This is a genomic window from Enhygromyxa salina, assembly GCF_002994635.1.
Lineage (GTDB): Bacteria > Myxococcota_A > Polyangia > Nannocystales > Nannocystaceae > Plesiocystis > Plesiocystis salina_B.
In genome coordinates, this window is sequence record NZ_PVNL01000171.1 from 1 (window position 1) to 24,031 (window position 24,031).

The window sequence follows — 24,031 nt, forward strand, 5'->3', positions numbered from 1 at the left end:
CGCTGGCAGATCTTGACGGCCTCGGCCTTCTGTTGCGGTGTAAATGTCCTGCGTTTCTTGCGTGGCACGGTGCTTGTCCTCCAGTTTCCTTCTTCCGGAGGTGTCCATCAAACTGGGGCAGATCTAGCACGTCGTCTCCCCCGCTCGCCAACCTCTCCGCCTTCGCAAGAAGGCGGCCCCGTTGAAGCGTGCATTGCCGCGGCCTTGAAGGCGTCGGCTTTCTGCTCTCCGCCTTCGCAAGAAGGCGGCCCCGTTGAAGCCACGTCGACGTGCCCGAGCTGTGGAGCACGCTCGGGCTCCTCTCCGCCTTCGCAAGAAGGCGGCCCCGTTGAAGCGCCGGCACCTGACCAAGCTCCGCAAGCTCGGCTTGGCCCTCTCCGCCTTCGCAAGAAGGCGGCCCCGTTGAAGCCTCCCGCAGCCGGGAGGCGGCCCACTGTCGCGTCGCCTTCTCTCCGCCTTCGCAAGAAGGCGGCCCCGTTGAAGCATCGAGCGCGTCGAAGCGTGGCTGGTATCCGTCCCTCTCCGCCTTCGCAAGAAGGCGGCCCCGTTGAAGCGAGCAACTTGCGCAAGGCGATCGTCGCCTCCGGTCCGCTCTCCGCCTTCGCAAGAAGGCGGCCCCGTTGAAGCTGGGTCTCGGGCGAGAACTCCCGCTGGGAGGAAACGATCCTCTCCGCCTTCGCAAGAAGGCGGCCCCGTTGAAGCTCGAGGTCGAGCGTATAGCCGGCGGACAACTGCCCGACTCTCCGCCTTCGCAAGAAGGCGGCCCCGTTGAAGCGCGGACATTAGCACGCTAGACGGGGCTAGCGCCACGGTTCTCTCCGCCTTCGCAAGAAGGCGGCCCCGTTGAAGCACGTCCAAAGGGACCATGGCCAGTGGTCGACGGATCGACCTCTCCGCCTTCGCAAGAAGGCGGCCCCGTTGAAGCGTGATGAACACGAACGCGGGGGCGGTAGACGGCACGCCGATCTCTCCGCCTTCGCAAGAAGGCGGCCCCGTTGAAGCGGTCTGTCGTCGCCCTCGCGTCGCCCTCGCTGGGCTCATCCTCTCCGCCTTCGCAAGAAGGCGGCCCCGTTGAAGCCGACTGCTCGCGCGCGGCTTCAATCGTAAAAATGAACTGCTCTCCGCCTTCGCAAGAAGGCGGCCCCGTTGAAGCGAGCCCTCACCGCGTGGTCCGAGAGGTTCCCCGACGCTCTCCGCCTTCGCAAGAAGGCGGCCCCGTTGAAGCATCGCCGCATCGCCCAGCACGGACCGCACGACGTCGCCTCTCCGCCTTCGCAAGAAGGCGGCCCCGTTGAAGCATGTCGACCTGCACCGTACGAATTGCGGTACCCTCGTGCTCTCCGCCTTCGCAAGAAGGCGGCCCCGTTGAAGCGCAGGTTTTCCCGCAGCTGCGGATGTACTGCGCAACTCTCCGCCTTCGCAAGAAGGCGGCCCCGTTGAAGCGCATGTCTCCCTTGGAGAGGCCCCACACGTACTTTCTCTCCGCCTTCGCAAGAAGGCGGCCCCGTTGAAGCGACCAGCCGCCCCGTAGCTCGCAAGAGCACGGGGCTTCTCTCCGCCTTCGCAAGAAGGCGGCCCCGTTGAAGCCCCGCGCCACCGCTGGAACATCGAGATCATGGTAGCTCTCCGCCTTCGCAAGAAGGCGGCCCCGTTGAAGCTGCGCCAGCGTGTCGTTGCTCAGCACGTAGATGTGGCTCTCCGCCTTCGCAAGAAGGCGGCCCCGTTGAAGCATCGCGATGCACCCGTGGCTTCGCGATGTCCGGTGCTCTCCGCCTTCGCAAGAAGGCGGCCCCGTTGAAGCTGCTCCGAGGCGCACCCGCGGTGTTGCTGCTCCACACCCACTCTCCGCCTTCGCAAGAAGGCGGCCCCGTTGAAGCCCACACCTCCGTGGGGCTCCCGTCCGTTGCCGTCTCTCCGCCTTCGCAAGAAGGCGGCCCCGTTGAAGCCGTGAGCGACCCACGTAGATCAACCCCGGCGGCCTGCTCTCCGCCTTCGCAAGAAGGCGGCCCCGTTGAAGCACCTACGGCGTGGACGTCGACGCGCTCTCCGCCTTCGCAAGAAGGCGGCCCCGTTGAAGCCGTGAATCGGCGGCTTGCTCGCGCACGTCGAGCCTCTCCGCCTTCGCAAGAAGGCGGCCCCGTTGAAGCGCCGAGCGCGTACAGATCTACCGCCAGCGGCACAAGCTCTCCGCCTTCGCAAGAAGGCGGCCCCGTTGAAGCACGAGGAAGCTCGAGCCCGCGTTGCAGGTGAGCGACCCCCTCTCCGCCTTCGCAAGAAGGCGGCCCCGTTGAAGCTCCCAGGTAGCGAGTAGCGACCCGGAGATCAGCAGGACTCTCCGCCTTCGCAAGAAGGCGGCCCCGTTGAAGCATCCCCAAGACCAGCGCGTGGTCTCAGGCTACCCGCTCTCCGCCTTCGCAAGAAGGCGGCCCCGTTGAAGCGGACTGAGTGCGACCTCGCCGGTTCTGACCTACAGCTCTCCGCCTTCGCAAGAAGGCGGCCCCGTTGAAGCCGCTTCATTGACTTGTGCTCTTTCGGGGCGCGTGTAGGGCTCTCCGCCTTCGCAAGAAGGCGGCCCCGTTGAAGCAGGGGGGAGTCGAAGCCATGAACCGCATCGACCTCTCCGCCTTCGCAAGAAGGCGGCCCCGTTGAAGCTCGTACCATGCATCGGCATCCGACCGACGCACCTTCTCTCTCCGCTCTCCGCCTTCGCAAGAAGGCGGCCCCGTTGAAGCCCGGTGAACGCCCCGGCGGACAACTGCGTGCCGCTCTCCGCCTTCGCAAGAAGGCGGCCCCGTTGAAGCAACGAGCGACTCGGGATCCACGGGGACGCCGGTAGATCTGCCCCAGTTTGATGGACACCTCCGGAAGAAGGAAACTGGAGGACAAGTAGCGACCTCCCGCGCGACGATTCGAGAGCGGCGCTGATCGACCTCGACCCCGGCGACAGTATCGCGCGGCTTCACGAGCACGTGATCACGACCCACCGGCTGCGGGCTCGCGCCCACACTCGCGCGGTGGCGGACGCCAGCGAGCCACAGTGGTCCTGCGCGGTGCAGGCCAACGAGCTCGAGCACGCGCAGCTCTACTCACACGCGACCGCGTCCACCCAACCATACGCAATATGCCGAATCCGATGGCTCGCCGCGAAGCTCCCAGCTGACAGCACCTCCCAGGTAACCCCGTCACCACTCCGATAAAAATCCTGAGCCTCATACCAGACCTGCCACCCCTCGCGGACCGACACATACGTGCCCGTCTCCTCGCTACGCGCGACCGGCCCCAGCGCAAAACCATGCCCCTGCGGCAGCCCCTCAATCACCAGATCAGTCGAGGTCCAGCTCGCGCCGTCGCTGCTGACCCAGCGCCCCCCATCCCTCCAACTGACAAACTGCACGCCATCAAACACGACCTCCGCCCCGCCGGCCAGCTCGGCGAGCTCGAAGCTGTCGCCGCCGTCGCTGCTGCGACACACCTTCTCACCGAACACCACCACGATCACATCGTTGCCCCCCGCGACGCCCTTGAAGTCACCCCCGCACGCCCAGCTGCCCGCCGGTCGCGTCCAGGTCTGGCCGGCGTCCTTGCTGATCATCAGGTCGCTGCCGTTGCCCGAGCTGGCGCCCGCCACAAACACGCCACCGGCCACGTCGGCAAAGCCAATGTCGCGCGCGTTCCAGATCACCTCGTCGGCCTGGTTGCGGAAGTCGGCCTCGCCGCCGTCCGACCACGTGTAGCCGTCGGCCGAGACCCGCATGGTTCGCTCGGCGGCGACGAATGTGCCGTTGCCAAACGCGACGCCAGCCTGAGTCGTGGGCTCGACCGCCACCGCCCAATTAAACCCATCGACGCTGGCCTTGATCGCACCCGGCGGCCCCCAACCCCACGTCGCCACAAACACGCCGTTGCCAAACGCCAGGCCGAGATCCGCCCCGGGGTTGTGGTCGCAGTCACACTGCGCCTGCATCTCGCACTGCTGATCATTGAACTGCCACAGTGAACAAGGGTCGGCGAAGCAAGCCACGGACGCGACCTCGTCGCAGACCTCGATCGACCCATCGAGGTCGTACGAGCGGTTCTTGATCCAAGTCTGTCCGTCGTCGCACGACAAGGTCGAGCGCCCCAGCGAGCCCTGAGCCACGAACACACCGACGAGCTGTCCGTCGCCGTCGCCGTCGCCGTCGCCGTCGCCGGGATCTCCATCCCCGTCGCCCGGGTCGCCATCGCCGGGGTCGCCATCGCCAGGATCGCCGTCGCCGTCGCCGTTGCTCGTCGTCTCGCCAACTGTCGCGTCGCCGTCCCCATCGCCGGTTGGGTCCCCATCACTTGTTGGTTCGCCAGAACAGGCACACAGCGCGAGGGTGCTGAGCATTGTGACGAGTTTCCCTGTTCGTGCGCGCATTCGTGCCTTGCCGGGAGCATATGCTGACACTCCTCGCGCGCGCTACCGGGGAATTGCTGAATCCCCGCCGATCACCATGCGGCGCGTACACGGATTACATGTTGTTCGCGACGAGCGAACCCCGCTACGGTTCGCGCCCATGCGATGGCTACGAATGGCGACGATGATCGCCGCGAGCTCCTGTCTGATGTTGCCCGCGTGCAAGCCGGGCAGCGAAGACGACGCGGCCGAAGGCGACGCGACCGGCGAGACTGGCGGAACGGGCGACGGCGACGGCGACGGCGAGTGCCTGGCCGCTGCGCACGACCCCGGCCCCGCGCCGCTGCGTCGCCTGACCGCCCGGCAATACGCGAACACCGTGCGCGACCTGTTCCCCGGCGTCGACCTGCCCGAGCCCACGATCCTGCTCGACCCGCTCGTCGCAGGATTCGAGAACAACGCCGCCGCCCAGACCCCCTCGGCGCTGTTGATCGAGCAGTACCAGCGCGCGGCGGTCGAGATCACCGAGGCCGCGATCGACCAAGCCGAGCTGTGGTTGCCGTGCGCGAGCGATGGCGGGGCCGATCCCAGCGCGTGCGGTCAGGCCCTGATCGCCGAGCTCGGGCCGCGCATGTTTCGACGCCCGCTGAGCGCCGAAACGGCGCAGATCTACGCTCATTTCTTCGAGACCCAGCGCGGCGAGCATGGTTTTTCGATCGCGCTGCAGCTCACCTTGCAGGCGATGCTGCAGGCCCCCGAGTTCATCTACTTCGTCGAGCAAGGCGAAGGCGAGGTCAACCCGGACGGCGCACAGCCGCTCGATGGCTACACCCTGGCCACGCGGCTGTCGTACTTCATCTGGGACACCATGCCCGATGAGGAGCTGTTCGCCGCCGCCGCAGCCAACGAGCTTGGCAGCGAGGCCGCGCTCGTGGCCCAGGTCGAGCGCATGCTCGCGGATCCACGCGCGCGCGAGTCAACGGTCAACTTCTATCGGCAGTGGTTCGACTTCGACTCGATCGACGAGATCGTCCCTGATCTCGCCACTTATCCAGACTACACCCCGACCTTGCGCGACTCGATGAAGCAAGAGCTCGAGCGCCTGGCCGAGTGGACGGTGTTTGATCTCGACGGCAACTTCAGTGACCTCATGCTGGCCAACAGCAGCTTCGTCGACGCCGAGCTCGCGGGGATCTACGGAGTTCCGGCCCCGGGCGAGTGGGCGCTCACCGAGCTCGACCCGACCCAGCGCGCGGGCATGCTGACCTCGGCTGGGTTCCTGGCCAGCCGCGCGCACGCGGTCAATCCCTCGCCGGTCAAGCGCGGCGTGTTCGTGCTCGAGCACCTGCTGTGCCAGCCGCCGCCACCGCCACCACCCGACGTCTCGACCGAGGTCCCGGAGGACACGCCCGCCGACCCCAAGACCAACCGCGAGCGCTACCAGGCCCACACCGTCGATCCGCTGTGCCAGGGCTGTCACGTCAATATTGACGGGATCGGGTTTGGCTTCGAGCACTACGACTCGCTCGGTCGCTGGCGCGACACCGACAACGGATTTCCGGTCGACGCCACCGGTACCCTGATCGGCAGCGGCGAGTCCGACGGCGAGTTTGACGGCGCGATCGAGCTGGCCGCCAAGCTCGCCAGCAGCGAGGTCGCCCACGACTGCGCCGTGACCAACTACCTGCGCTGGGCCCTGGCCCGCTCGCCCGTCATCGACGACCGATGTTTCCGCGACGAGCTCGAGCAGGCGTTCCTGGCCAGCGAGGGCAACCTGCGCGCGCTGGTCACCGAGATCATTTTGAGTGACGCATTTCGCCTGCGGAGGACTGAGCCGTGAACCGAAAACTCTCGAAGCCTCGCCTCGCTGATCGACGCCGAATGCCGACAGGTCTGAGCCGCCGCAACTTGCTGCGCGCGCTCGGGCTCTCGGGCAGCGCCGCGTTCCTCCCTTCGCTCGCGCCACGAACCAGCGTCGCCGCGCCCGGTAAGCCCACCCGTATGCTGTTGCTCGTGACCGGCCACGGCACGGTCTACGACAGCTGGAAGATGCGACCCGGCGGCCTCGACGAGGTCAGCGACTGGGAGTTCGACCTCAACGGCCTGGCCGCCAACGAGTTCAGCCAGATCCTCGCGCCCTTCCACGGCGTCCGCGATCAGCTGCTGGTCCTCGATGGCCTGGCCGCGGGCCCGGTCGGCGTCGCTGGCATCAACGAGCACGAAGCTGGCCACGTCGCCGCGCTGACCGGCACGATCGCCCAGGGCGTGCAGAATTCACTCGCCGTCGCGGGCGGGCCCTCGATCGATCAGCTCGTCGGTCCGGCGATCGCCAGCGCCGGTCAGTACCCCTCGCTCGAGTACACCGTCGGCGGATGGCCGGTCTGCTTCGACAGCTTTGGTCAGGCCCTGCCCTACGAGGTCGACGTCTTTGCTGCCTATGATCGACTGTTTCCCGGCGGCCAAGATCCCAACCCGATCCCGACCGACGCCGACACGATCCGCGCTGCCCAGCCGAGCGTGCTCGACCTCGTTGGCGACCGGTACGACGCCCTGATCCCCCAGCTCTCCGGCCAGGATCGGCAGAAGCTCGAGCAACACCGGGACCTGATCCGCGGGCTCGAGATCCAGCTCGAGGGCCTCGCCGCGATCGAGTGCGACGCCCCGCCACCGCCGGCTGGATTCCCCGACTGGGGCACCGCCGAATACCCGCTGGCGATGACCAACGCCTACCTGGACATCATCCGCGTCGCGCTCGCGTGTCGGCTGAGCCCGGTCGTGACCCTGCGCGTGGAGACCATGTTCAACGCGACGATCGGCGCCCCACCCGGCGACATTCACACCGACTGGGCCCACGCCGTCGACGACAACCCCGAGGCCGCCGCCGTGATGAGCGACTACCATCATCATCACGCCCAGTGGATCGCCAACCTGATCGGCCAGCTGGCCAGCACCCCCGACGCTGGCGGTAGCCTGCTCGACGACACGATCGTCGTGTGGACGAATGAGCTATCGACTGGCAGCCACGACTTCAAGCAGTTTCCGATCGTGGTCGCGGGCGGCAGCGGTCACTTCAATCTGGGTCGCTGGGTTCGCTGGGCGGCGAACGATACGCTGCAAGGGGCGTGGGGGACTCATCAGATTGGGCCGGCGCACAATCGGTGGTTGGTGAGCCTCGCGCAGGCGTTTGAGCTTGGGGTCAATCAGGTCGGGGTGAGTGAGCTGCCCCGCGCGGGTGGTGGGGTGATCGACTGCACGGGGGCGCTCGACCGGCTGGTGTAGGGGGACGAGCTGCGGCTCTGTCTCCGCTTGGATCTGGGCCGCGTACGAGGCGGCCTGCTCGCCGCCAGAGCACGCGCCTGTTGCACCGCTTCTGGCAGCAGTAACGTGCGACGCAGGCGCGCATGGCGCGTGCTAGCGTCGCGAAATGAGTCTCTCAATCATTCTCACCACCATCCTTTCAAACTTCGCGACAAGTACCCCCAATCTTTGCGACGAGGTCTACGTGGACGCAGCCGGCTCACGGTACATGGACGCAGTCGGCCAGATGCTGTCGAAGTACTGCGTGTGGACGGGCCCCGACGCCCCCGTGTGGGACGCGGACGTGTGCTGCACGATCGACGACGACGGCGCGGCGTGTGTGGTCCCAGATTCGAACGGGCGCTGCGCCACGGGCAAGCGGGCATACTGCGAATATGGGACCCGCACCGCTGGCGGCGGCGTGATCTGCTATCAACCGTTTCCAAGCATGTGTGACGCAGGGTTCTGCATCGAAGCACCCGACGTACCCCCACCGAGTCAGGGACTCATGATGGGGTGCTGCGGGGCGGGTGGCGCTTGCCACCCGCTGACTGAGGCGTTGCTTCTGGCTTGTCTCGACAACGGCGGTACGTTCCTTTCATGTGACAACGGCGTGTCAAACATCGATGGAACAATGGACTGCTGGGACTAGCTAGCGGCGTTCGGTCACGAGGATGTCCACCGCCGCGTTGGTGATCTCCTCGGCGTCCGCAACTTGAAGGGCGTAGTTCTGAGGACCACGCCCTTGCTCGCGTCGTAGTAGTTCGCTCGTTCGATCCGCCCAAACAATCGCCTTTCGTGCGGCAGACTGCGATTTCTCGCTGTCGCGGCCCTGTAGCGCCATCGCAGCGGCCAAGAACGCCTCCGCGACGCGAAAGTCGTCCATGATTCGTGGCGCGCCGTTGAGGGCTCGGACACGATCCTCAGCTTCCCAGGTCGCGTTGGCTTCCTCGATATTGCCTAGCTCGATGGCCGCGATTACCTGCTCGAGACTGGTGTGTTTCTCGTCGTGGAGACCGCCGGGCCGCCTCTCGCTAGCTGGGTCGATCGTCGCCCGATCAGGCTCGTCCGCCGGTCCAGTTCCTAGCATCATCCCTCCCCCAAGCCCCACGCCGCACGCGAGCAACATCGCCCCCAGAAACCCGCCCCGCCGTGGCGGGCTCGACCGGCCTTCCACGACCGGCTGCCGCAGCCCATCGAGCGCAGCGACGAGCGCGTGCATGTCCGGGTAGCGCTCGCTCGGCTCCTCCGCCAACCCAACCCGCAGCACCGCCCGCACGGCCTCGGGCACCTCGGGGTTCATCGCCCACGGCTGCTCGCGCTCGATCGCCGCGAGCAGCTCTCCGCTCGTCCAGCCCTCGTATGGCAGCGCGTCTTCGAGGCTCTCCCACAGCGACACGCAGAACGACCACTGGTCCGCCCGCGCGCCCCCAGCCTGGCCGCGCAGCACCTCGGGCGCCATATAAGGTAGCGTCCCGGCCCGCTGCCGCAGGCCCTCTTGTTCGTCGTCCGGCGCGTGATCGATCATCACCTGCGCAAGCCCAAAGTCGGCGACCCGCGGCCACAGCTGCTGGTCGAGCAGCACGTTCGACGGCTTGAAATCACCATGAACAATACCGGCATCGTGGGCAGCCGCGAGCCCGCGCCCGGCTCCCCGGTAGATATCGACCAGCCGCTCCCAGCTCGGCGCTGGGTCCTGCCGCGAAAAGCGATGCGCGTTGACGCCGTTGACGTACTCCATCACGAAGAACACGTCGTCATCGTGGCGGCCGGGTTCGTAGATCGTGACGATGTTGGGATGCGTGAGGCGGGCGAGCAGCCGGGCCTCGTTCATCAGCGTCTCGGCGGCTTCGGGCCCGCGGGTCTGGCATAGCTTCAGGGCGACGCGGCGATCGAGCTCGGGGTCTCGGGCCTCGAACACGACCCCGAACCCGCCCACTCCGCGGGTGCCGATCGCCTCGAAGCGGCCGATCTGATGGAGCGGATGGCTCGGTTCGACGATCTTGGTGCCCGCCGCGATCGCGACCTGGTTGATGAGCTTCTCCCAATGTGGCGGGCGCGTCCGCCTGACCTCGCTCAGCACCCGCGCGAGGCGAGCCGAGTTGGATGAGGAGTGGCGTCGCCGAATCAACGTCGCCAATCTACCCCACGCCTTCCCGGCTGTCGGTTCGAATCCGACCTCTCCCCCACGGTTGTTCCTTTGGTCAGTCGTCGACATCGTCGATGCTGTAGGATGCGCGGCGTGGATCGGAAGCGTCTAATACAAGCCGCGCGCGACGGGGAGGTGCAGGCCCGCAACGCCTTGGGGCAGTGGCTGTGTACCGAGCTCATCGCGTTCTTCTCGAGTCGCCATGGGGTGGCCCAGCGAGACGAGCTGCTCCAGGAGACCATGAAAGACATCATGGCCAAGCTCGTCACCCACGCCCCCGCAGATCCCGAGGAGTTCCTGAACTGGGCTCTATCTTTCGCCGGGACCAGGGCGCGAGCGGCCAGGGGTCAGCGCCTGCGCGCCCGTGCGCGCGAGGCCAAGCTGCGCGCGCGTGTCCCCACGCCGCCGCGGCTCGTAGAATCGAAGCTGGGTGCGCAGCAGCGACACGAGCTGATCCAGCGCTACCTCATACAGTTGCCTGAACTCTACCGCGCGCCAATCCTGCATCGTCTCGACGGGGGCAGCAACAAGTCGTTCGCGGCAGCGCTGGGGATCCCCGAAGGCACCGCGCGCAGGCGGCTTTCTGAAGGCATACGGCGGCTCGAGCGACTGATCGCGGATGCTCGGCGAACGCGTCCAACTTATCGTACGCCGCCGGCTGTAGGTCCGAGCGCGCGTCGGCGCCGAGACTCCCCGCCCACCTGATCAAACGACCAGAATGCGGATCATGTGTCGATTTTCGTGAACAGATCACTTGGTGGTGGGGATAGGGGGATGTGGAAGCCCCCCATCCCGCCACGCTCGGTGCCCTCCGCTCCAATTGCATCCGTCTTCCGGCACACGTGCCGTGGGACGTCGAGGGGGCGAGGTGACGGTCGCGCCAACCCCGAGCGAGCGCTCGTGGGAGCTGAATATCGCGTCGAGTGAATTCGCGCGCATCAATCGAGAGTTAATTCACTACTTTCGCCACCGCGTTCCCAACAAAGACGGCAACGATCTAGCCGCAGAGACTTGGCTTCGTGTCGTCCGCTGGTACCGAGGCAGGTGCTCGTTGCGGGTGTTCGTGTACCTCGTGGCGAAGAAGCTCGTCGTCGACACCCTCTACCGAGCGCGCGAGCTCGAGACCACACCGCTGCTCGACGGCAAAGAGCCCGTCTCCGAGGGCCCTTCACCATGCAGCGCGTTGATCATGCTCGGCGACTATGAGCTGCTCGACAGATCCCTGGAGCAGGTCGATGAGGCCTATCGTGAGGTTGTCCAGCTGTCTCTGCGTGGACGAGACAACGGCCAGATTGCGACGGAGCTCGCCATTCCATACAATACCGTGCGGTCGCGGCTCGGCCGAGGTCGAGCGCAAGTGGTCTGTGCGGCTCGGGCGGCGCTCGGCGGCGAGTGAGCCGAGCGGAGTCGAGCAACGGCAGACCACGCGCCTGAGGCCGCGGCCGGTTCGGCCGGCCCAGGCACCCAACACCGGGTTCAGGTTGCGTTGATGGAGCACCCGTCACCCGCGTTGACGCAAAGATTCCCGCAAGCGAAGCTGACCGTGCATGAGCAGCGGCGCACCTCCACCCAAGCCAGAGCAAGGCAGCGAATCATCGCGCCGACGCTGGTGGCGGCTCACATGGCCGGTGCTGGCCTCGCTCTTGTTCTTGGCTTGGTCGAACATTCCCCCCTACCGCATGCACATCAAGAAGCAGCGGTGGGGCGTGGGCGCGTGGCACTGGCGGCTGTACGAGCACGGGGGCCTGGGGGTCTGCGACGTCCGCTACTACGACATGAACCGCGACGGCGCGCCAATCGAGCGGTGGAAGTTGCTCGGCTACGATCGGCCCGGGGACATGCCCGACGACGTCGCGCGCAGTCGCGACGATCGGCTGAAGCAGGCGTACGCGCAAGTCTGCAAGGCCCAGCAAGACGCGGGTGACCCCAAGCCCAACATTCAGGTCATGGCGCGCTGCGGCCGAAAGCTGGGTTGGCAGACCCTCGAGCGACGGAGTCGCAACGTGTGCAACATGAACAAGAGCAAGCACAAGACCAAAAAGAGCAGGGCCAAGAAGTGAGCGACACCCAAGCCAGCTCGTTCTCAACCCGACTCACCGCGGTGCTTGGCGCTGAGGTCTCGTCGCGCTCGCTCGGTCTGCTGCGGATCCTGATCGTCACCACAGTGCTGTTCAGGCTGATTAGCCCGTGGGTCAGCCACCGCATGGATGACCACATGGGCGTGTTGCTGGCCAGCCAGCTCATGTTCTACTCGTCGTTCTTCGTGCTGGTCGGCTACAAGACCCGGATCGCCACCGCGGTCATGGCCTCGACCTTTGCGATCTTGCACCTGCACTACGGGTACTCGGGTGAGCCTGGGCTCGAGAATCTGACCGAGCCCACCATCTTCTTCCAGGCCGTCGTGTTGCTCGCGCTGACCCCCTGCGGGCGCTCGCTCTCAGTCGATCGCATACTCGAGACTCGTCGGGCCAAGCGCGAGGGCAGGCGTCCCGCGCCCGAGCGCATGCCGGCCTGGTTCCTGGAGTTGTTTGTCCTCCAGACTGCTGCAATCTACCTGTGGGGCGCCTACGACATGGCCGAGCCCGGCTGGCTGTCGGGCATGCGCCTCGAGCTGTATTTCCTGGATCACTACGGCAGCTCCGATAGCTTCGTGCACCTGCCCAGGCTCGAGAGCGTGGCGGTCGTCGGGGCGTGGTTTGGGCTGATCTCGTGTGTGGTGATTGGGATTGGCCTGATCGTGCGCCCGATTCGGGCCTACGTCGCTGGCTTTGCCCTGGTCTTGCAGTGCGCGGTGCTCTGGATCTACACGAACAACTGGGCCGGCAGCTACTTCAACTTGATGATGGTCAACATACTGTTGATCTGTGTGCCCCCGCGGTGGATCCACACAATGGTGACTACCGTGGTCAAGGGCCCCGCGGTCGCCGACGCCGAGCTGGCGAGCGCGAGCGACAGCAGGCAATTCCCGGGGCTCGCGGCTCGACCGTGGGCTGGACCGCTCGCGCTCGGCGTGGCCGTGCTCTGCTTTCATGTGCCCCCATACCGCGCACAGGTGCAAGAGCGCGACCTCGCCCCGCTCGTTTGGGACTGGAAGCTGCATGGCACGGTGCGACGGCCGGTCTGCGATCTTCGGTTTCACGACATGAATCAAGACGGCGCGGTCATCGAGCGGTGGCGGCTGCTGGGTCACGAGCGACCGCGCGATGTGGCTGACAAGCAGGCGCGGGTCTACCAGCACATGGTCCGAGCCGCCGTCCACGACGTCTGCACGGCGCTGCGCAAGCACGGCGACGATCCACCGCGTGTCGAGCTGTCGGCCCGCTGCCCGGTCGATCACGAGTGGAAGCAGGTCGCCGAGCGCGGCCACGATATTTGTGCCGGAGCCAAGTCCACCAACCGCGGGAGGCCCAAGCGATGAAACCGGGAGCATGGCTGCTCAGCAAGCTCGAGAATTTCGCGAGCGCGGAGATCTCGACCCGACCGCTTGGCATCATTCGCATCTTTGCGATGCTCGTGGTGATCCACGAGTGCTCGAGCCTGCTCGTCAGTCATCGCGTCATTGACCAGCTCCCCTGCTTGATCCTGTGCTGGGTGGTGCTGCTGAGCATGGGCTTCGCGCTCGTCGGCTACAAGACCCGCTGGGCCCTGGGTCTGATGGCCGTGAGCTTCGGAATCGTCCACGTCTACTACGGCGTGCACGCTCGCAACTTTGATCTGGGCAAGCCCGTCCAGATGTTCCAGATTATCGTGTTGCTGTGGCTAACCCCCAGCGAGCGCTCGCTGTCGATCGACCGCTACTTGGCGCTGCGCCGGGAAGCCCGCGGCGGCGAGCCGGCTCCGCCCGAGCGCATGCCTTGGTGGCAGCTCGAGCTCTACCTGCTCGAGATCTGCTCGATCTACTTTTGGGCCTCGGAGAACAAGACCGACCCCGAGTGGCTTCAGGGCGCGCGAATGGAGCGCTACTACATCGAGTGGTACGGGACATCCGACGCGTTTGTCTACGCGCCGCGACTGGTCCACTGGGGCGCCGTGTTCATGGCCTACGCGACCACGGCGCTCGAGTTCACGCTCACCTTTGGCCTGCTGATCCGCCGCATCCGCCACTGGGTGTGGGCCGGCGGGATCATGCTGCACCTGGGGATCATGTTGATGTTCTCGGTCCCGTTCTTCACCTCGATGATGTTCACGGTGTTGATCGCCGCGCTGCCCCCCCAGTGGATTCACGACCTGATTGAAGACATGTGCGAGTGACCGCAGCTACAGCGCGCCGGTTCGGTGCAGCAGCACCAGCGTGTGTACGAAGTGGACGGTGCTGCCCAGGATCACGAACACATGAAACACCTCGTGATAGCCAAACACCGCCGGGATCGGATCAGGCCGCCGACGCGCATAGACCACCCCGCCAGTGCTGTAGGCCACGCCCGTAGCGATGAACAGCACGAACGCGGCGGCTCCGGTCGCGGGTATCAGCGCGGCCGCGTAGGTCAGGCCTGACCAGCCAATTGCGATTGCGAGCGCGGCGGTGATCCACGTGGGGCCGTGGGCCCACACCACTGACTTGCCGATCCCCAACGCCGCCAGCGCCCACACCAGCAGCAGCGGATCCAGCATGAACGCGTGGCGGTCGAACAGCATGAACAGCGGCGTGTAGCTGCCCGCGATCAGCACGAAGATCACCGAGTGATCGAGCCGCTGCATGCGACGCAGCCCGAGCGGCGTCCACGTGCGGCGGTGATAGGTCGCGCTGACGCCATACAAGAGCGCGAGACTCAGCCCGTAGACGATCACCGCACGCTGGGCCGCGCCGCCCTCGACGGCGCCGAGCAGCCAAGCGCTGGCCGCCACGAACACGAAGAACGCGATCTGGTGCGAGACCCCCCGCAAGCGCGGCTTCGCTGGAGCTGACGCGGCGCTCATGTCAGGCCTGGGCTGCCGCTTTGAGGTCCGCCGCAAACAGCTCGAACGACGGGGTGAAGTCCGGCAGCTTGGGTGCGATCTGAGGGAGGAACGCGCCGGTCAAGACCTCGGCCATGGTCACGGTGGTCGTGTCGCCGCTGGACTCGAGGGTGAAAGTACGCACCCCCTTGAAGATCTTGTTGCCGTCTTCCCAGACCAACCGGCGGTTTGGCTCGAACGTACTGATCACCAGAGGAAACACGCGATCAGGCGCGAGCTTCGACTTCAGCTTGATTCGCTGGCCCGCGGCGATTGTGCCCTCGACGCTGATGATCGTGGAGTTCCACTGCGGGAGATTTGTCGCGTTGGTCAGCAGCGCCCACACGGCCTCGGGCGGGGCGTTGATGGTGCAGCCGACCCGATACTCGATGTAGCGCTCACCCTCGAGCTTGCGGGCCTTGCCGTCCAGGGTGATCGACTCGGCGGCCGACGGGGGCGGCTGGATCTTGGCGGTGAGCACGGACAGCGCCACCATGGAGGCCAGGCCAGCGACGACGAGGGGGATCCAGAAGTACCAGGGCACGGCGCGACTGTACCCGCGCACGGCGTGTGTGTCAGTCGAGGCCCGCCGTCACCTGTGCAGCAGGCCAGCGCGAGGAATTGCGGTGGTATCCGGGAGACACGGGGTGCTAGAGTTTGCTGTGTCCCGGCACAGACCAACCCGCGCCGTCAGGCTGCCGACCCACGGATCGCTCGAGCGATGGCTCTGCGGAGGAACGCCCGTCGAGGGTGTCGTCCTCGACTCCGGCCAGGCGCTGCGTGTGCTGCGTTCGGCGACGTGCGATCTCTCGTTTCATCTGAGCAGCATCACGCGCTCCGCCGGCCCCTCCGGGCCCGACACCGGCCGCGACCAGGTCGACCAACTCCCGCCCTGGCTCCACCACAGCGACAACTTTGACTACCAAGTCCGACCCGCTCGGTTCTGGTTCCAGGTCGAGGACGCGCCCAACGTGAGTCCCATCGCAAAGCGGATCAGCGCCATGTACAACGACGAGTACGACCACCCGGAGCACGAGCAGAAACGCCCGGTCCCCGCTCGTCAGCGGCTCGTCCCGACCGGAGCCGGTGGACTCACCAATGTCGAGGTTGAAAAGAATACGCGGCCGGCCACGTCACCCGCGCCCACCGCACCGAATACACCAATGGACGAGTGTCCGCGTTCGCCTACGTCGAACCCAGCGGCATTGTCCAAACTTTTTTTTCTCCTGCTCGTACGACTCAGCCGGCAGGATCACGGGGCAACAGCGACAGATTCCACGTTCACCGTCACACAACGGATGGTGGGGGATATTGTCGTATCAAGAATCCTACCATCAGTTTGGGTCCCTCGTGTTGTCTGAAGACGCGGCGCAGGAAGTAGGCGGTCACCCCAGCTCGATCAAATCAAGCAATGCCACCGCCACTTTCCGCCAACTGATATACAACCACCAACGGCATCGAGACCGTCACCAAGTTCACAGACGAGACACTCGTCGAGCGCAAGCGTTTCGAGGTCGTCGACGGCTATAAACCCACCCTGTCCGTAGAGCAACTCCTCCCAGACGTCATGGGCTTGGCCACAGTCGAGGCGTGGGACTGGAGCGTACCGGGTCGGGCCGTCGTCAACCGACACGACGGCCGCGAGGTCTTCCTGTTCGATTGCTCGAACGAGCCGCCGTTCGAGAGCCTCATCGACCCCAACAACCCTCCGCCGAGGCCGGTCCGCTGATCACCAAACGACACCGCAGCTGCCCACCCTCGAGGCAGCTGCGAAGCCGAGTGGCGTTGAGTTGACTGTGTAGCAACCCGGTCAGGGCGTGCAGGCGTCTCCGCACTGGCCTTGGACGCACTGGCCAAACGCCGTGGTCGCGTCAGACAGGCCCATCTGAACCCCGCAGCCGAACGCGCACTGCATCTGATTGCCACCACCCTCGACGCACTCGACGATGCAGGCACACTGCTCATCCGCAGCGCAGGCCTGCGCTTCGGCGCAGCACAGGTCCTTGGTGCACGCTTGGCATGCGTTGTCACCGGGACTTGGGGCACAGGCGTCTCCGTCCCCATCTCCGTCTCCGTCCCCGTCTCCGCTTGGGTCGCCGTCTCCGTCGCCGTCGCCGGTCGTTTCGCCGGTCGTTTCGCCGGTCTCACCGTCGCCCGGAGCGGGGTCATCACCACAAGCAGTGAGAATCAGGGCAGTCGCACAAAGGCTTGAAACCAACGCGTATCGTAATTGCATAGTACCAGCGTAAACCGACGATGCAGATGCAACAACAAAAACGTGAATCCTATCAACCTGACGGCGTGCACGATGTTCTGGGCGATTGCGATACACGCACGACGCGTCCGCTCGAGCGCGCGCGCGTTATCAAACCCCGACGAGCCTGATTCCCTTGCTACATTCACGCGCAACTCACGCAAACGATCTCGGGAGCGACCGCGTGGCCGCGGTCGAGCCGTGGGACTGGAGCAGCTACCCACCCTCGAGCCAGCTGCGAAACCGGGCGGCGTTGGGCTGACTAACATCCACATCCTCCCCCGCGGCCGGCTGCATCTGCACCACCAACCGCCCCTTGAAGTAAGGCCGAAACCCCACCACCGCATCGGCGTGGGCCAGATACTGCCGATTAATACGAAAGAAGCCGACACTCACCAGCTCGGCTTCGATGTCGGCCAAGGTCCGATCCAGCTCCAGCCGCCGTCCATCACGACGCACCAACTCCGTCACGCCATCGCGCACGCCAAAGTACGCAACCTCATCGATCGGCACCGCCACGAACGCGTCGCGGTCGCGGGCCAGCAGCCGACGGGCCGACTTGCACGGCTGCCCGAGCGCGCGCGCCAAGGCGGCCAGCCGGGTAGAGAAGTGGGTCTCGAGCCGCCTATACTTGCGCAACACCTCGCCGAGCTCCGCGACGGTATACGGCTTGAGCAGATACGCGATGCCGTTTTGTGCCAACGCCTCGACCATGTATTCGTCGTAGGCAGTACAAAACACGATCGGCGCGACCGGCTGGACCCGGGCAAAGATCTCGAGCGAGAGCCCGTCGGACAGCTGCACGTCGGCGAACACGAGATCCGGCGCGCCGTGGTGCTGGTGAGCCTCGAACCAGGCAACCGCGTCGGCGACGGAGCCGAGCTCGGCGATGATCTCGAGCTGCGGATCTAGCTGTCGCAGGCTCGCGGTCAGTCGCTCGCGGGCCGGGGGTTCATCCTCGATGATCACCACCGTCGTCACAGCGCCCCCTCGTGCGCGGGGATCATCAACGGGACACGCACGCGGAATTCATCGTCGCGTTGCTCAACCTGGATTCCCCGCCCAACCGCGAGCTTGCTGCGCTCGTCGAGGTTGCGCAGGCCGGTCCCAGCTGACTCGCGGATGCTCCGACGTGTCCGGCGACGATTGCTGACGAGCATGCTTGGCTCGCCAGCGAGCTCATCAAACCCAACCACGATCTCGAGCGGCGAACCGGCCCCGACTTCGTTGTGCTTGATCGCGTTCTCGATCAGCAGCTGCAAGGCGGTCGGCGGTAGTCGTGCCAGCGCAGGGCCGCCCGCGGGCAGCTCGCAGCGCAGGGCTTCGCCGTAGCGGATCTGCATGAGCTCGAGGTACGCCCTGGCAAACCGCAGCTCCTCGTCGAGCGGCACCAAGCTGCGCCCGCGCTGGCGCAGCAGATACCGATAGATCCCGGCCAGGCCCTGATTGAACGTGACCGCCCGCCGCGCGTCGGTCTCGATCAGGTGTCCGAGCGTGTTGAGCGAATTGAACAAGAAGTGCGGATCAACCTGGGCCAGGAAGCCCGACAGCTCGGCCTCGGCCCGGGCGCGATCCAGGCGAGCGACCCGCAGCAGATCACCCTCGCGCTCCTTGATCAAGAACACGGTCTCGTAGGCATGGGTCACGAACACCACACAGATCACGTTGATCAGCGCGACCGTGCGGATCGCCTCCCAGTCGGCCGCAGCGTTGCTCCACCCGTACCAGGCCAGCAGCGCGACCACGGTGATCGGCGTGGTGTACAGCACGATCGCAGCGAGCAGCATCGAGAGCTTGCGCAGCGGGTGGTTGAACCAGCCGTAGTGGCGGCGCTGCTCGAACAGCAGCCAGCGGTTGCCGTGCCAGATCGCGGCCGCGAGACCCAGGAACCACAGGGTGCCAAGCCAGTACGCGAGCTGGCCGGGCCCGACGCCGTCGAGCAGCGGCGTGACCCGGGGGATCAGCAGGCCAAAGCTGGGAATGCCCACGCGCCGGACCCAGCGGTCGTCGACGCTGGCCAACTCACCCGGCCGAGCGCCCGGTTCCCCCTGGCCCGAGCCTGGTTCGTTGGAATTTAGTTTCGCGTGGGCAGCGTCGAGTGTTAGCGAGCTCGCCATGGATCCCTCTCAGATCAACTACCTCGCCGTCGGCGCCGCGGCGCTGTCGAGCTTTCTGATCGGCGGCCTGTGGTACAGCCCCATCCTATTCGCCAACGCGTGGATGCGCGAGGCCGGGCTGAGCGAGGACGAGCTGCGCAAGGGCGTGGGCAGGACCTTCGCCATCTCGTTCTTGATCTCGGTGGTCATCGCCCTGAACTTGGCGTTCTTCTTGGGCACCGAGGTCACCCTGGTCACTGGCATGACCTACGGGGCGCTCACGTCCGTGTGGGTCGGGGGCTCGATGGCGATCACCTACGCGTTCGAGCGCCGCAGCCTGGTGCTCACGCTGATCGACGCTGGCTACCACGCGGTCGCCTACACGGTCATGGGCGCGATCATTGGGGCGTGGCACTGATCCACGTGGACACCAGCGAGCGTCTGCTGCCAGTATTGCAGCATGCAACTGCGCTCGATGTGCTTGGCTGGCCTGTTGACGGTGTCGCTCGCTGCGTGCAGCGACGACAAGGGCACCGGTTCAACCGACACCACCGGTGATGGCGACGGCGATCCCACCGGTGATGGCGACGGTGCAACCAGTGTCATGACCGGCGACGGCGACCCAACTGGCGACGGCGATCCCACTGGCGACGGCGACCCAACCGGCGACGGCGATCCCACTGGCGACGGCGATCCCACTGGCGACGGCGATCCAACTGGCGACGGCGATGGCGATGGTGATGGCGATGGCGACCCCACTGGCGACGGCGACGGCGACACCGGGGGCACCTGCGCGGGCGAGGGAGACAGCTGCGCCAAGCGAGAGACCTGCTGCGACGGCACGATGTGTTGCGAGGGCGTCCCGGTCCCCCCGGGCGCGGAGTTCTGCAGCTCGATCTGTCCGATGAGCGATCGCAACCTCAAGCAGGACTTCACGCCCGTCGACCCACAGTGGGCGCTCGAGCGGGTGGTCGAGCTGCCGATCAGCACCTGGACCTACAAGGCCGACGAGCAACACACCCGCCACATCGGTCCCATGGCCCAAGATTTCCGCGCGGCCTTCGGTGTCGGCGGGACCGACCGCTTCATCTTCCAGGTCGACGCAGACGGGGTCTCGCTCGCGGCGATCCAGGCTCTACACGCCCAGGTCCAGACGCTCGACGCCGAAAACCGCGAGCTGCGAGCTGCGCTCAGCAAGCTCGAAGCCCGCCTCGAGAAACTCGAAAAATAGAACGCCAAGTACAATTCGCGTCCGGTCGAGTGGGGTATGAACCCCTAAAAGGCGAAGGGGACGTCAAAGATGATCGGGATCCCGGCCGAAGGCAGGGTCCAGCGGCGCATCTTTTTGGCGGAGCACTTCGCCACGCCGTAGCCGACCTCATCCTTGCCGATGTCGACCTTGGTCACGACCCCGTCCTGATCGAGCGAGACCGTGAACACGACGTTGCCAGCGAGGTCGGGCTTGCCGACGCGCGCGTCCTCGAGGCACGCGAGGAGATCGCCGACCCGCTGGGTCACCCCTTGGCGGATCGCCGGAGTCATCTTGGACTTGGTCAGCAGCGACTCTTCGGGCACCGCCGGCTTGGGCGGCTCGGCGGGCGGGTCAGCGGCGGGCGTCGGCGTCGGCGTTGGGGTTGGCGTCGGCGCGGGCACCACGGCAGCGCCCCCATTCGCAGCCGGCTGAGTCGCTGGCTGCGTCGCCCCACCGGGTGCGGGCGTCGTCCCGCCACCGGCCGGGGCAGGCCCGGTGCCGGGCGGGCCGGGGACATCCTTGAACCCGCCAAACGCAGTACCGCCACCAGCACCCGAGACAGGCGCCGCGGCGCCACCACCCGACCCACGCACCGCAGATCCCCGACCACCGCCACGACCACCACCACCGCCCGCGGCCGGCTCAGGCGCATCGACGACTGGGGCCGGCGCTTGGCCGTAGGGTAAGCCCGTGTTGGGATCGATCGCAGGCGCAGGCGGGGCCGGCTCGGGTGCGGGCGGCGGCTGTTGCTGTTGTTGTTGCTGCTGCGCGGCGATCAGCGCAGCCGCATCCACGGCGGCCTGATCGGGCTGATCTTTCTCGTCACCAAACGCGATCCACAGCAGCGCGATCACGGCCACGGCCGACACGCCCCCCAAGATCCACGTGTTGCGATCGACCCCGGTGCCCGCTGGGGCCACGGCGATGATCGAGTCATCCCGATCATCGTCGTCGAGATCGTCGTCATCCCAGGCGGGCGCACGCGCGGCTCGAGCCTTGCGCGCCTCGAGCCGCCGCTTCTTCTTGCGCCGCTCGGCCTCGCGCTTGCGAGCGCGCGCGAGCTCTTGTGCGTCGAAGTCGTCGAGCTCGTCGAGATCGTCGTCCCCATCCTCGAGATCCTCGTCGGGATCGTCGAGATCATCCGGGTCGTAGTCCCCGACCACCTGCGCGTCGATCGACCCGCCGTCGGCGGCGACGACGGTGGCGTCGGCGAGCTTGCGCTCACGCCTGCTGCGAGCGCGGGGCTCCTCGCCGACCAACCCCATGTGCGCGGCGAGCCGAGGGTCGATCATGGGGCCGCCCGGCCAGCCCCACGGCACGCTCGCGCCCGCGTGCATCAGCTGCTGCGGCCCCAGGGCGACCAGCGACGAGGCCGAGGCCCGCCCGCTGCGACGCATCGCCAGCGCCGAGCAGCGGATCGCCTCGCGGACCTTGGGTGCGTGCTCGAGCTCCCGCCGAAGGCTGTCGAGCTCCGACGGCAGCGGGATCCCCAGCGCCTCGAACTCGGCGACCTCGGCCGCGCGCGTCTCGGGATCGATGTCGGCGGTGACCGGCCCCGCGTCGCGCCAGCGCTCGAACTCGAACGCGTCCTCGGCCGCCAGCAACAGGATCTGTTTGGCGTTGGCTTGCATCGCTAAAAACCCAGCTTTCCGAGCTCGTACCCGAGCATGGTTCGAAACGCCCGCAGCGCCCCGGCGAACTCGCCGTCGCTCTTGCGGGCCAAGATTGGCGAGGCGGTCTTGAGCATGCGCGCGGTCTCGTGGCCGCTGCGGACATCGAGGGCCTGCCCCTCCTCGGCCAGCGCCAACCACGTGTGGGCGAGCTCGCGGGCGTCGGGGTTGTGGCTCTGGGTCAGCTTGTGCAGCGCCGCAGCGACGGCGCTGGCGAGTCGATCGGTGTCGGCGAGCTCGAGCCGCCGCAGCCCCGTCGGTGCCGCGCCAGGCTCGAGCTCATCGCGGCGCAGCGCCACGAAGGTCATCACGTAGCCGCGCAAGGACCCACGCAGCTCGAAGTCGGGCGCGTTGAGACGGGTGAGCAGGCGGGCCCGCAGCGGTCCCACGATGTGATCGAGGCGCCCACGCGCGTCCGAGACCCCAGGGATCTCGAGCTCGCGCACCGCCTCGCGGATCAGCTCGGCGAAGGCGTGGAGCGCCGCTCGATCACCGACGCGGATGCTCGCGAGCAGCTGCTCGTCGCGGACCGAAGGCATGCTGGGGGAGTATATGCGGGGACATCGCGGCGCGGGCCGCGGATCTGGACCGAGAGACGTCGCTAGCCCGCGGACGTGACTATCGGATAGCGTCAGCCTGTGCCCGTGCCCGCACAGCGCCGTGTCGGCGGCTATCGGATCATCCGAAAGCTGGCGGTGGGTGGCATGGCCGAGATTTTTTTGGCCCAGCTCGAGGCGGCCCACGGCTTCACCAAGCAGGTCGTGCTCAAGCGCCTGTTGCCGCACCTTTGCGACGATCCCAGCTTCATCGAGATGTTCTTGTACGAGGCGCGCCTCGCCGCCCGCCTCAGCCATCCCAACATCGCGCAGGTGTTCGACATTGGCGAGACCGACGAGCGGGTCTACTACGCGATGGAGTATGTCCACGGCCCGGATCTGCGCGCCGTGGCCAAGCGCATCGACGCGACCTGGAGCGCGCCGCCGCTCGACCTGGTGATCGGGGTCTGCATCGGCGTCGCGGCCGGGCTGCACTACGCCCACAACGCCCGCGACGAGGCCGGCCGCGCGCTGGCGATCGTCCACCGCGACGTCACGCCCGCGAACGTGGTCGTGACCTACGGCGGCGTCGCCAAGCTGCTCGACTTTGGGGTCGCCAAGGCCAAGCTCGACGGCAAAGAGAGCACCGCCGTCGGCGTGCTCAAGGGCAAGCTGCCGTACATGTCACCCGAGCAGATCGACTGTGCCAGGCCCCTGGACGGCCGCAGCGACGTGTTCTCGCTTGGCGTGATGCTCTGGGAGCTGACGACCCTGCGCAGGCTGTACCGCTGCGACAGCCAGATGGAGACGATCCGTCGGATCACCCGCGAGGACGCTCCGCCGCCGTCGAGCGTGCGCGGAGACTACCCGCCCGCGCTCGAGGCGATCGTGCTGCGAGCCCTGGCCCGCGACCGCGACCAGCGCTACGCCGACGCCTTCGAGCTGCAGCGCGCGCTCGAGCTGTTTGCGCTCGAGCACCGGCTCGTCGTGTCGCCGTCGCGGATCGCCGAGCTGATGACCGCGCTGTTCGCCGAAGAGCTGGAGGGTGAGCGCGCGCAGCTCGAGGACGAGCCGCGCGAGATCACCGACTCCGAGGTGTTCACGACCAGCTGGAACTCCGAGCCCGCAGCCGAAGCCCCGACCCGGCTGTCGATCGCCGCGCCGATGCCCCTTCCCATGCTGGAGCCGCCGCGCCCACGCGACCCGGGAATCGAGCCAGGCCAACAACCACGCTCGCGCCGACGGTGGGCGTGGATCGGCGGCGCGGCTGGGGGCGCGCTGGTGGTCGCGCTGGCGTGGACGCTCGCTACAGACGGACCGCCGGCTCCACAGCCCGCGACCCCGGTGGATACGACCGTCACGCAGCCGGTCGAGCAAGCGCCACCACCCAGCCCAGAGCCCAGCCCAGAACCAGGCCCCGTCGCCGCCCCGGCGCCAGTCGTTCCGGCCACCGCCGCCCAGCCC

At 66.8% G+C, this 24,031-nt stretch carries 21 protein-coding genes and 1 CRISPR repeat array; of the genes, 12 read left to right on the top strand and 9 right to left on the bottom strand.

The window, feature by feature from the left end:
• Positions 1-152: 152 nt before the first annotated feature.
• Positions 153-2,801: a CRISPR direct-repeat array (repeat unit 36 nt; unit sequence CTCTCCGCCTTCGCAAGAAGGCGGCCCCGTTGAAGC).
• 281 nt (positions 2,802-3,082) lie between these two features.
• On the bottom strand, positions 3,083-4,369 hold the full coding sequence (locus tag ENSA7_RS41280; protein ID WP_106094932.1) for a beta propeller repeat protein: 1,287 nt from the start codon (positions 4,367-4,369) through the stop codon (positions 3,083-3,085).
• A 169-nt stretch (positions 4,370-4,538) separates the two neighbouring features.
• On the opposite strand from ENSA7_RS41280, the gene ENSA7_RS41285 reads away from it, so the two are divergent.
• The 3 genes from ENSA7_RS41285 to ENSA7_RS41295 all read left to right on the top strand — a co-directional run bounded on the left by ENSA7_RS41285 (position 4,539) and on the right by ENSA7_RS41295 (position 8,327).
• The gene (locus ENSA7_RS41285; RefSeq protein ID WP_181234643.1) at positions 4,539-6,218 is read left to right on the top strand and encodes a DUF1592 domain-containing protein; all 1,680 of its coding nucleotides are present in this window, start codon (positions 4,539-4,541) and stop codon (positions 6,216-6,218) included.
• A gap of 41 nt (positions 6,219-6,259) precedes the next feature.
• Positions 6,260-7,657 carry a DUF1552 domain-containing protein gene (locus ENSA7_RS41290; RefSeq protein ID WP_106094934.1) on the top strand — a complete coding sequence of 466 codons (1,398 nt, stop codon included), beginning with the start codon at positions 6,260-6,262 and terminating at the stop codon, positions 7,655-7,657.
• A gap of 145 nt (positions 7,658-7,802) precedes the next feature.
• Positions 7,803-8,327 carry a hypothetical protein gene (locus ENSA7_RS41295; protein ID WP_106094935.1) on the top strand — a complete coding sequence of 175 codons (525 nt, stop codon included), beginning with the start codon at positions 7,803-7,805 and terminating at the stop codon, positions 8,325-8,327.
• On the opposite strand, the gene ENSA7_RS41300 is transcribed toward ENSA7_RS41295, so the two are convergent.
• On the bottom strand, positions 8,328-9,893 hold the full coding sequence (locus ENSA7_RS41300) for a serine/threonine-protein kinase (RefSeq protein WP_106094936.1): 1,566 nt from the start codon (positions 9,891-9,893) through the stop codon (positions 8,328-8,330).
• Positions 9,894-9,917: 24 nt separating this feature from the next.
• Between ENSA7_RS41300 and ENSA7_RS41305 the strand changes: the two genes are divergently transcribed.
• The 5 genes from ENSA7_RS41305 to ENSA7_RS41325 all read left to right on the top strand — a co-directional run bounded on the left by ENSA7_RS41305 (position 9,918) and on the right by ENSA7_RS41325 (position 14,075).
• The gene (locus ENSA7_RS41305; protein WP_181234645.1) at positions 9,918-10,529 is read left to right on the top strand and encodes an RNA polymerase sigma factor; all 612 of its coding nucleotides are present in this window, start codon (positions 9,918-9,920) and stop codon (positions 10,527-10,529) included.
• Positions 10,530-10,692: 163 nt separating this feature from the next.
• On the top strand, positions 10,693-11,220 hold the full coding sequence (locus ENSA7_RS41310; RefSeq protein WP_106094938.1) for an RNA polymerase sigma factor: 528 nt from the start codon (positions 10,693-10,695) through the stop codon (positions 11,218-11,220).
• A gap of 151 nt (positions 11,221-11,371) precedes the next feature.
• Positions 11,372-11,884, top strand: a complete 513-nt coding sequence (locus ENSA7_RS41315) for a hypothetical protein (RefSeq protein ID WP_146158749.1) — start codon at positions 11,372-11,374, stop codon at positions 11,882-11,884.
• Positions 11,881-13,242, top strand: a complete 1,362-nt coding sequence (locus ENSA7_RS41320; RefSeq protein WP_106094940.1) for an HTTM domain-containing protein — start codon at positions 11,881-11,883, stop codon at positions 13,240-13,242. Before ENSA7_RS41315 ends, ENSA7_RS41320 begins: the two co-directional genes overlap by 4 nt.
• On the top strand, positions 13,239-14,075 hold the full coding sequence (locus tag ENSA7_RS41325; RefSeq protein ID WP_106094941.1) for an HTTM domain-containing protein: 837 nt from the start codon (positions 13,239-13,241) through the stop codon (positions 14,073-14,075). The genes ENSA7_RS41320 and ENSA7_RS41325 overlap by 4 nt, the downstream gene beginning before the upstream one ends.
• Before the next feature lie 6 nt (positions 14,076-14,081).
• Here the strand turns inward: ENSA7_RS41325 and trhA are convergent, their stop codons facing one another.
• Both trhA and ENSA7_RS41335 read right to left on the bottom strand, forming a co-directional pair.
• A complete protein-coding gene (trhA, locus tag ENSA7_RS41330; RefSeq protein WP_106094942.1) occupies positions 14,082-14,741 on the bottom strand; it encodes a PAQR family membrane homeostasis protein TrhA in 660 nt (219 codons plus the stop codon).
• Position 14,742: 1 nt separating this feature from the next.
• Positions 14,743-15,303 carry an SRPBCC domain-containing protein gene (locus tag ENSA7_RS41335; RefSeq protein ID WP_146158750.1) on the bottom strand — a complete coding sequence of 187 codons (561 nt, stop codon included), beginning with the start codon at positions 15,301-15,303 and terminating at the stop codon, positions 14,743-14,745.
• A 1,023-nt stretch (positions 15,304-16,326) separates the two neighbouring features.
• Between ENSA7_RS41335 and ENSA7_RS44885 the strand changes: the two genes are divergently transcribed.
• Positions 16,327-16,488: a hypothetical protein gene (locus ENSA7_RS44885; protein ID WP_181234647.1), complete on the top strand. Its 162-nt coding sequence runs from the start codon at positions 16,327-16,329 to the stop codon at positions 16,486-16,488.
• An 81-nt stretch (positions 16,489-16,569) separates the two neighbouring features.
• Here the strand turns inward: ENSA7_RS44885 and ENSA7_RS44890 are convergent, their stop codons facing one another.
• The 3 genes from ENSA7_RS44890 to ENSA7_RS41350 form a co-directional block, all read right to left on the bottom strand.
• Entirely contained in the window at positions 16,570-16,977 is a 408-nt protein-coding gene (locus ENSA7_RS44890; RefSeq protein ID WP_181234649.1) for a hypothetical protein, read from the bottom strand.
• Between the two features lie 252 nt (positions 16,978-17,229).
• Positions 17,230-17,994, bottom strand: coding sequence for a LytR/AlgR family response regulator transcription factor (locus ENSA7_RS41345; RefSeq protein ID WP_106094944.1), 765 nt, complete (start codon positions 17,992-17,994; stop codon positions 17,230-17,232).
• Positions 17,991-19,130, bottom strand: a complete 1,140-nt coding sequence (locus tag ENSA7_RS41350; protein WP_106094945.1) for a sensor histidine kinase — start codon at positions 19,128-19,130, stop codon at positions 17,991-17,993. Before ENSA7_RS41350 ends, ENSA7_RS41345 begins: the two co-directional genes overlap by 4 nt.
• Here ENSA7_RS41350 and ENSA7_RS41355 point away from each other — a divergent pair.
• Together ENSA7_RS41355 and ENSA7_RS45230 are read left to right on the top strand one after the other, a co-directional pair.
• A complete protein-coding gene (locus ENSA7_RS41355) occupies positions 19,129-19,527 on the top strand; it encodes a DUF1761 domain-containing protein (protein WP_181234651.1) in 399 nt (132 codons plus the stop codon). The two genes, ENSA7_RS41350 and ENSA7_RS41355, sit on opposite strands and share 2 nt — an antisense overlap.
• Before the next feature lie 42 nt (positions 19,528-19,569).
• On the top strand, positions 19,570-20,340 hold the full coding sequence (locus tag ENSA7_RS45230) for a tail fiber domain-containing protein (RefSeq protein ID WP_146158751.1): 771 nt from the start codon (positions 19,570-19,572) through the stop codon (positions 20,338-20,340).
• Between the two features lie 44 nt (positions 20,341-20,384).
• Here ENSA7_RS45230 and ENSA7_RS42875 read toward each other — a convergent pair whose 3' ends face one another.
• On the bottom strand, positions 20,385-21,992 hold the full coding sequence (locus ENSA7_RS42875; RefSeq protein ID WP_146158752.1) for a hypothetical protein: 1,608 nt from the start codon (positions 21,990-21,992) through the stop codon (positions 20,385-20,387).
• Between the two features lie 2 nt (positions 21,993-21,994).
• Positions 21,995-22,570, bottom strand: coding sequence for a hypothetical protein (locus tag ENSA7_RS41375; protein ID WP_106094948.1), 576 nt, complete (start codon positions 22,568-22,570; stop codon positions 21,995-21,997).
• A gap of 99 nt (positions 22,571-22,669) precedes the next feature.
• On the opposite strand from ENSA7_RS41375, the gene ENSA7_RS41380 reads away from it, so the two are divergent.
• Positions 22,670-24,031 (top strand): serine/threonine-protein kinase (locus ENSA7_RS41380; RefSeq protein ID WP_146158753.1); only part of this gene is annotated, 1,362 nt, incomplete at its 3' end.

Excerpts from the sequence above, each read along its gene's own strand:
- ENSA7_RS41280 (WP_106094932.1), bottom strand. The coding sequence starts at position 4,369 with ATGCTCAGCACCCTCGCGCTGTGTGCCTGTTCTGGCGAACCAACAAGT.
- ENSA7_RS41285 (WP_181234643.1), top strand. The coding sequence starts at position 4,539 with ATGCGATGGCTACGAATGGCGACGATGATCGCCGCGAGCTCCTGTCTG.
- ENSA7_RS41290 (WP_106094934.1), top strand. The coding sequence starts at position 6,260 with ATGCCGACAGGTCTGAGCCGCCGCAACTTGCTGCGCGCGCTCGGGCTC.
- ENSA7_RS41295 (WP_106094935.1), top strand. The coding sequence starts at position 7,803 with ATGAGTCTCTCAATCATTCTCACCACCATCCTTTCAAACTTCGCGACA.
- ENSA7_RS41300 (WP_106094936.1), bottom strand. The coding sequence starts at position 9,893 with ATGTCGACGACTGACCAAAGGAACAACCGTGGGGGAGAGGTCGGATTC.
- ENSA7_RS41315 (WP_146158749.1), top strand. The coding sequence starts at position 11,372 with ATGAGCAGCGGCGCACCTCCACCCAAGCCAGAGCAAGGCAGCGAATCA.
- ENSA7_RS41325 (WP_106094941.1), top strand. The coding sequence starts at position 13,239 with ATGAAACCGGGAGCATGGCTGCTCAGCAAGCTCGAGAATTTCGCGAGC.
- trhA (WP_106094942.1), bottom strand. The coding sequence starts at position 14,741 with ATGAGCGCCGCGTCAGCTCCAGCGAAGCCGCGCTTGCGGGGGGTCTCG.
- ENSA7_RS44885 (WP_181234647.1), top strand. The coding sequence starts at position 16,327 with ATGGGCTTGGCCACAGTCGAGGCGTGGGACTGGAGCGTACCGGGTCGG.
- ENSA7_RS41355 (WP_181234651.1), top strand. The coding sequence starts at position 19,129 with ATGGATCCCTCTCAGATCAACTACCTCGCCGTCGGCGCCGCGGCGCTG.
- ENSA7_RS41350 (WP_106094945.1), bottom strand. The coding sequence starts at position 19,130 with ATGGCGAGCTCGCTAACACTCGACGCTGCCCACGCGAAACTAAATTCC.
- ENSA7_RS45230 (WP_146158751.1), top strand. The coding sequence starts at position 19,570 with ATGCAACTGCGCTCGATGTGCTTGGCTGGCCTGTTGACGGTGTCGCTC.
- ENSA7_RS42875 (WP_146158752.1), bottom strand. The coding sequence starts at position 21,992 with ATGCAAGCCAACGCCAAACAGATCCTGTTGCTGGCGGCCGAGGACGCG.
- ENSA7_RS41375 (WP_106094948.1), bottom strand. The coding sequence starts at position 22,570 with ATGCCTTCGGTCCGCGACGAGCAGCTGCTCGCGAGCATCCGCGTCGGT.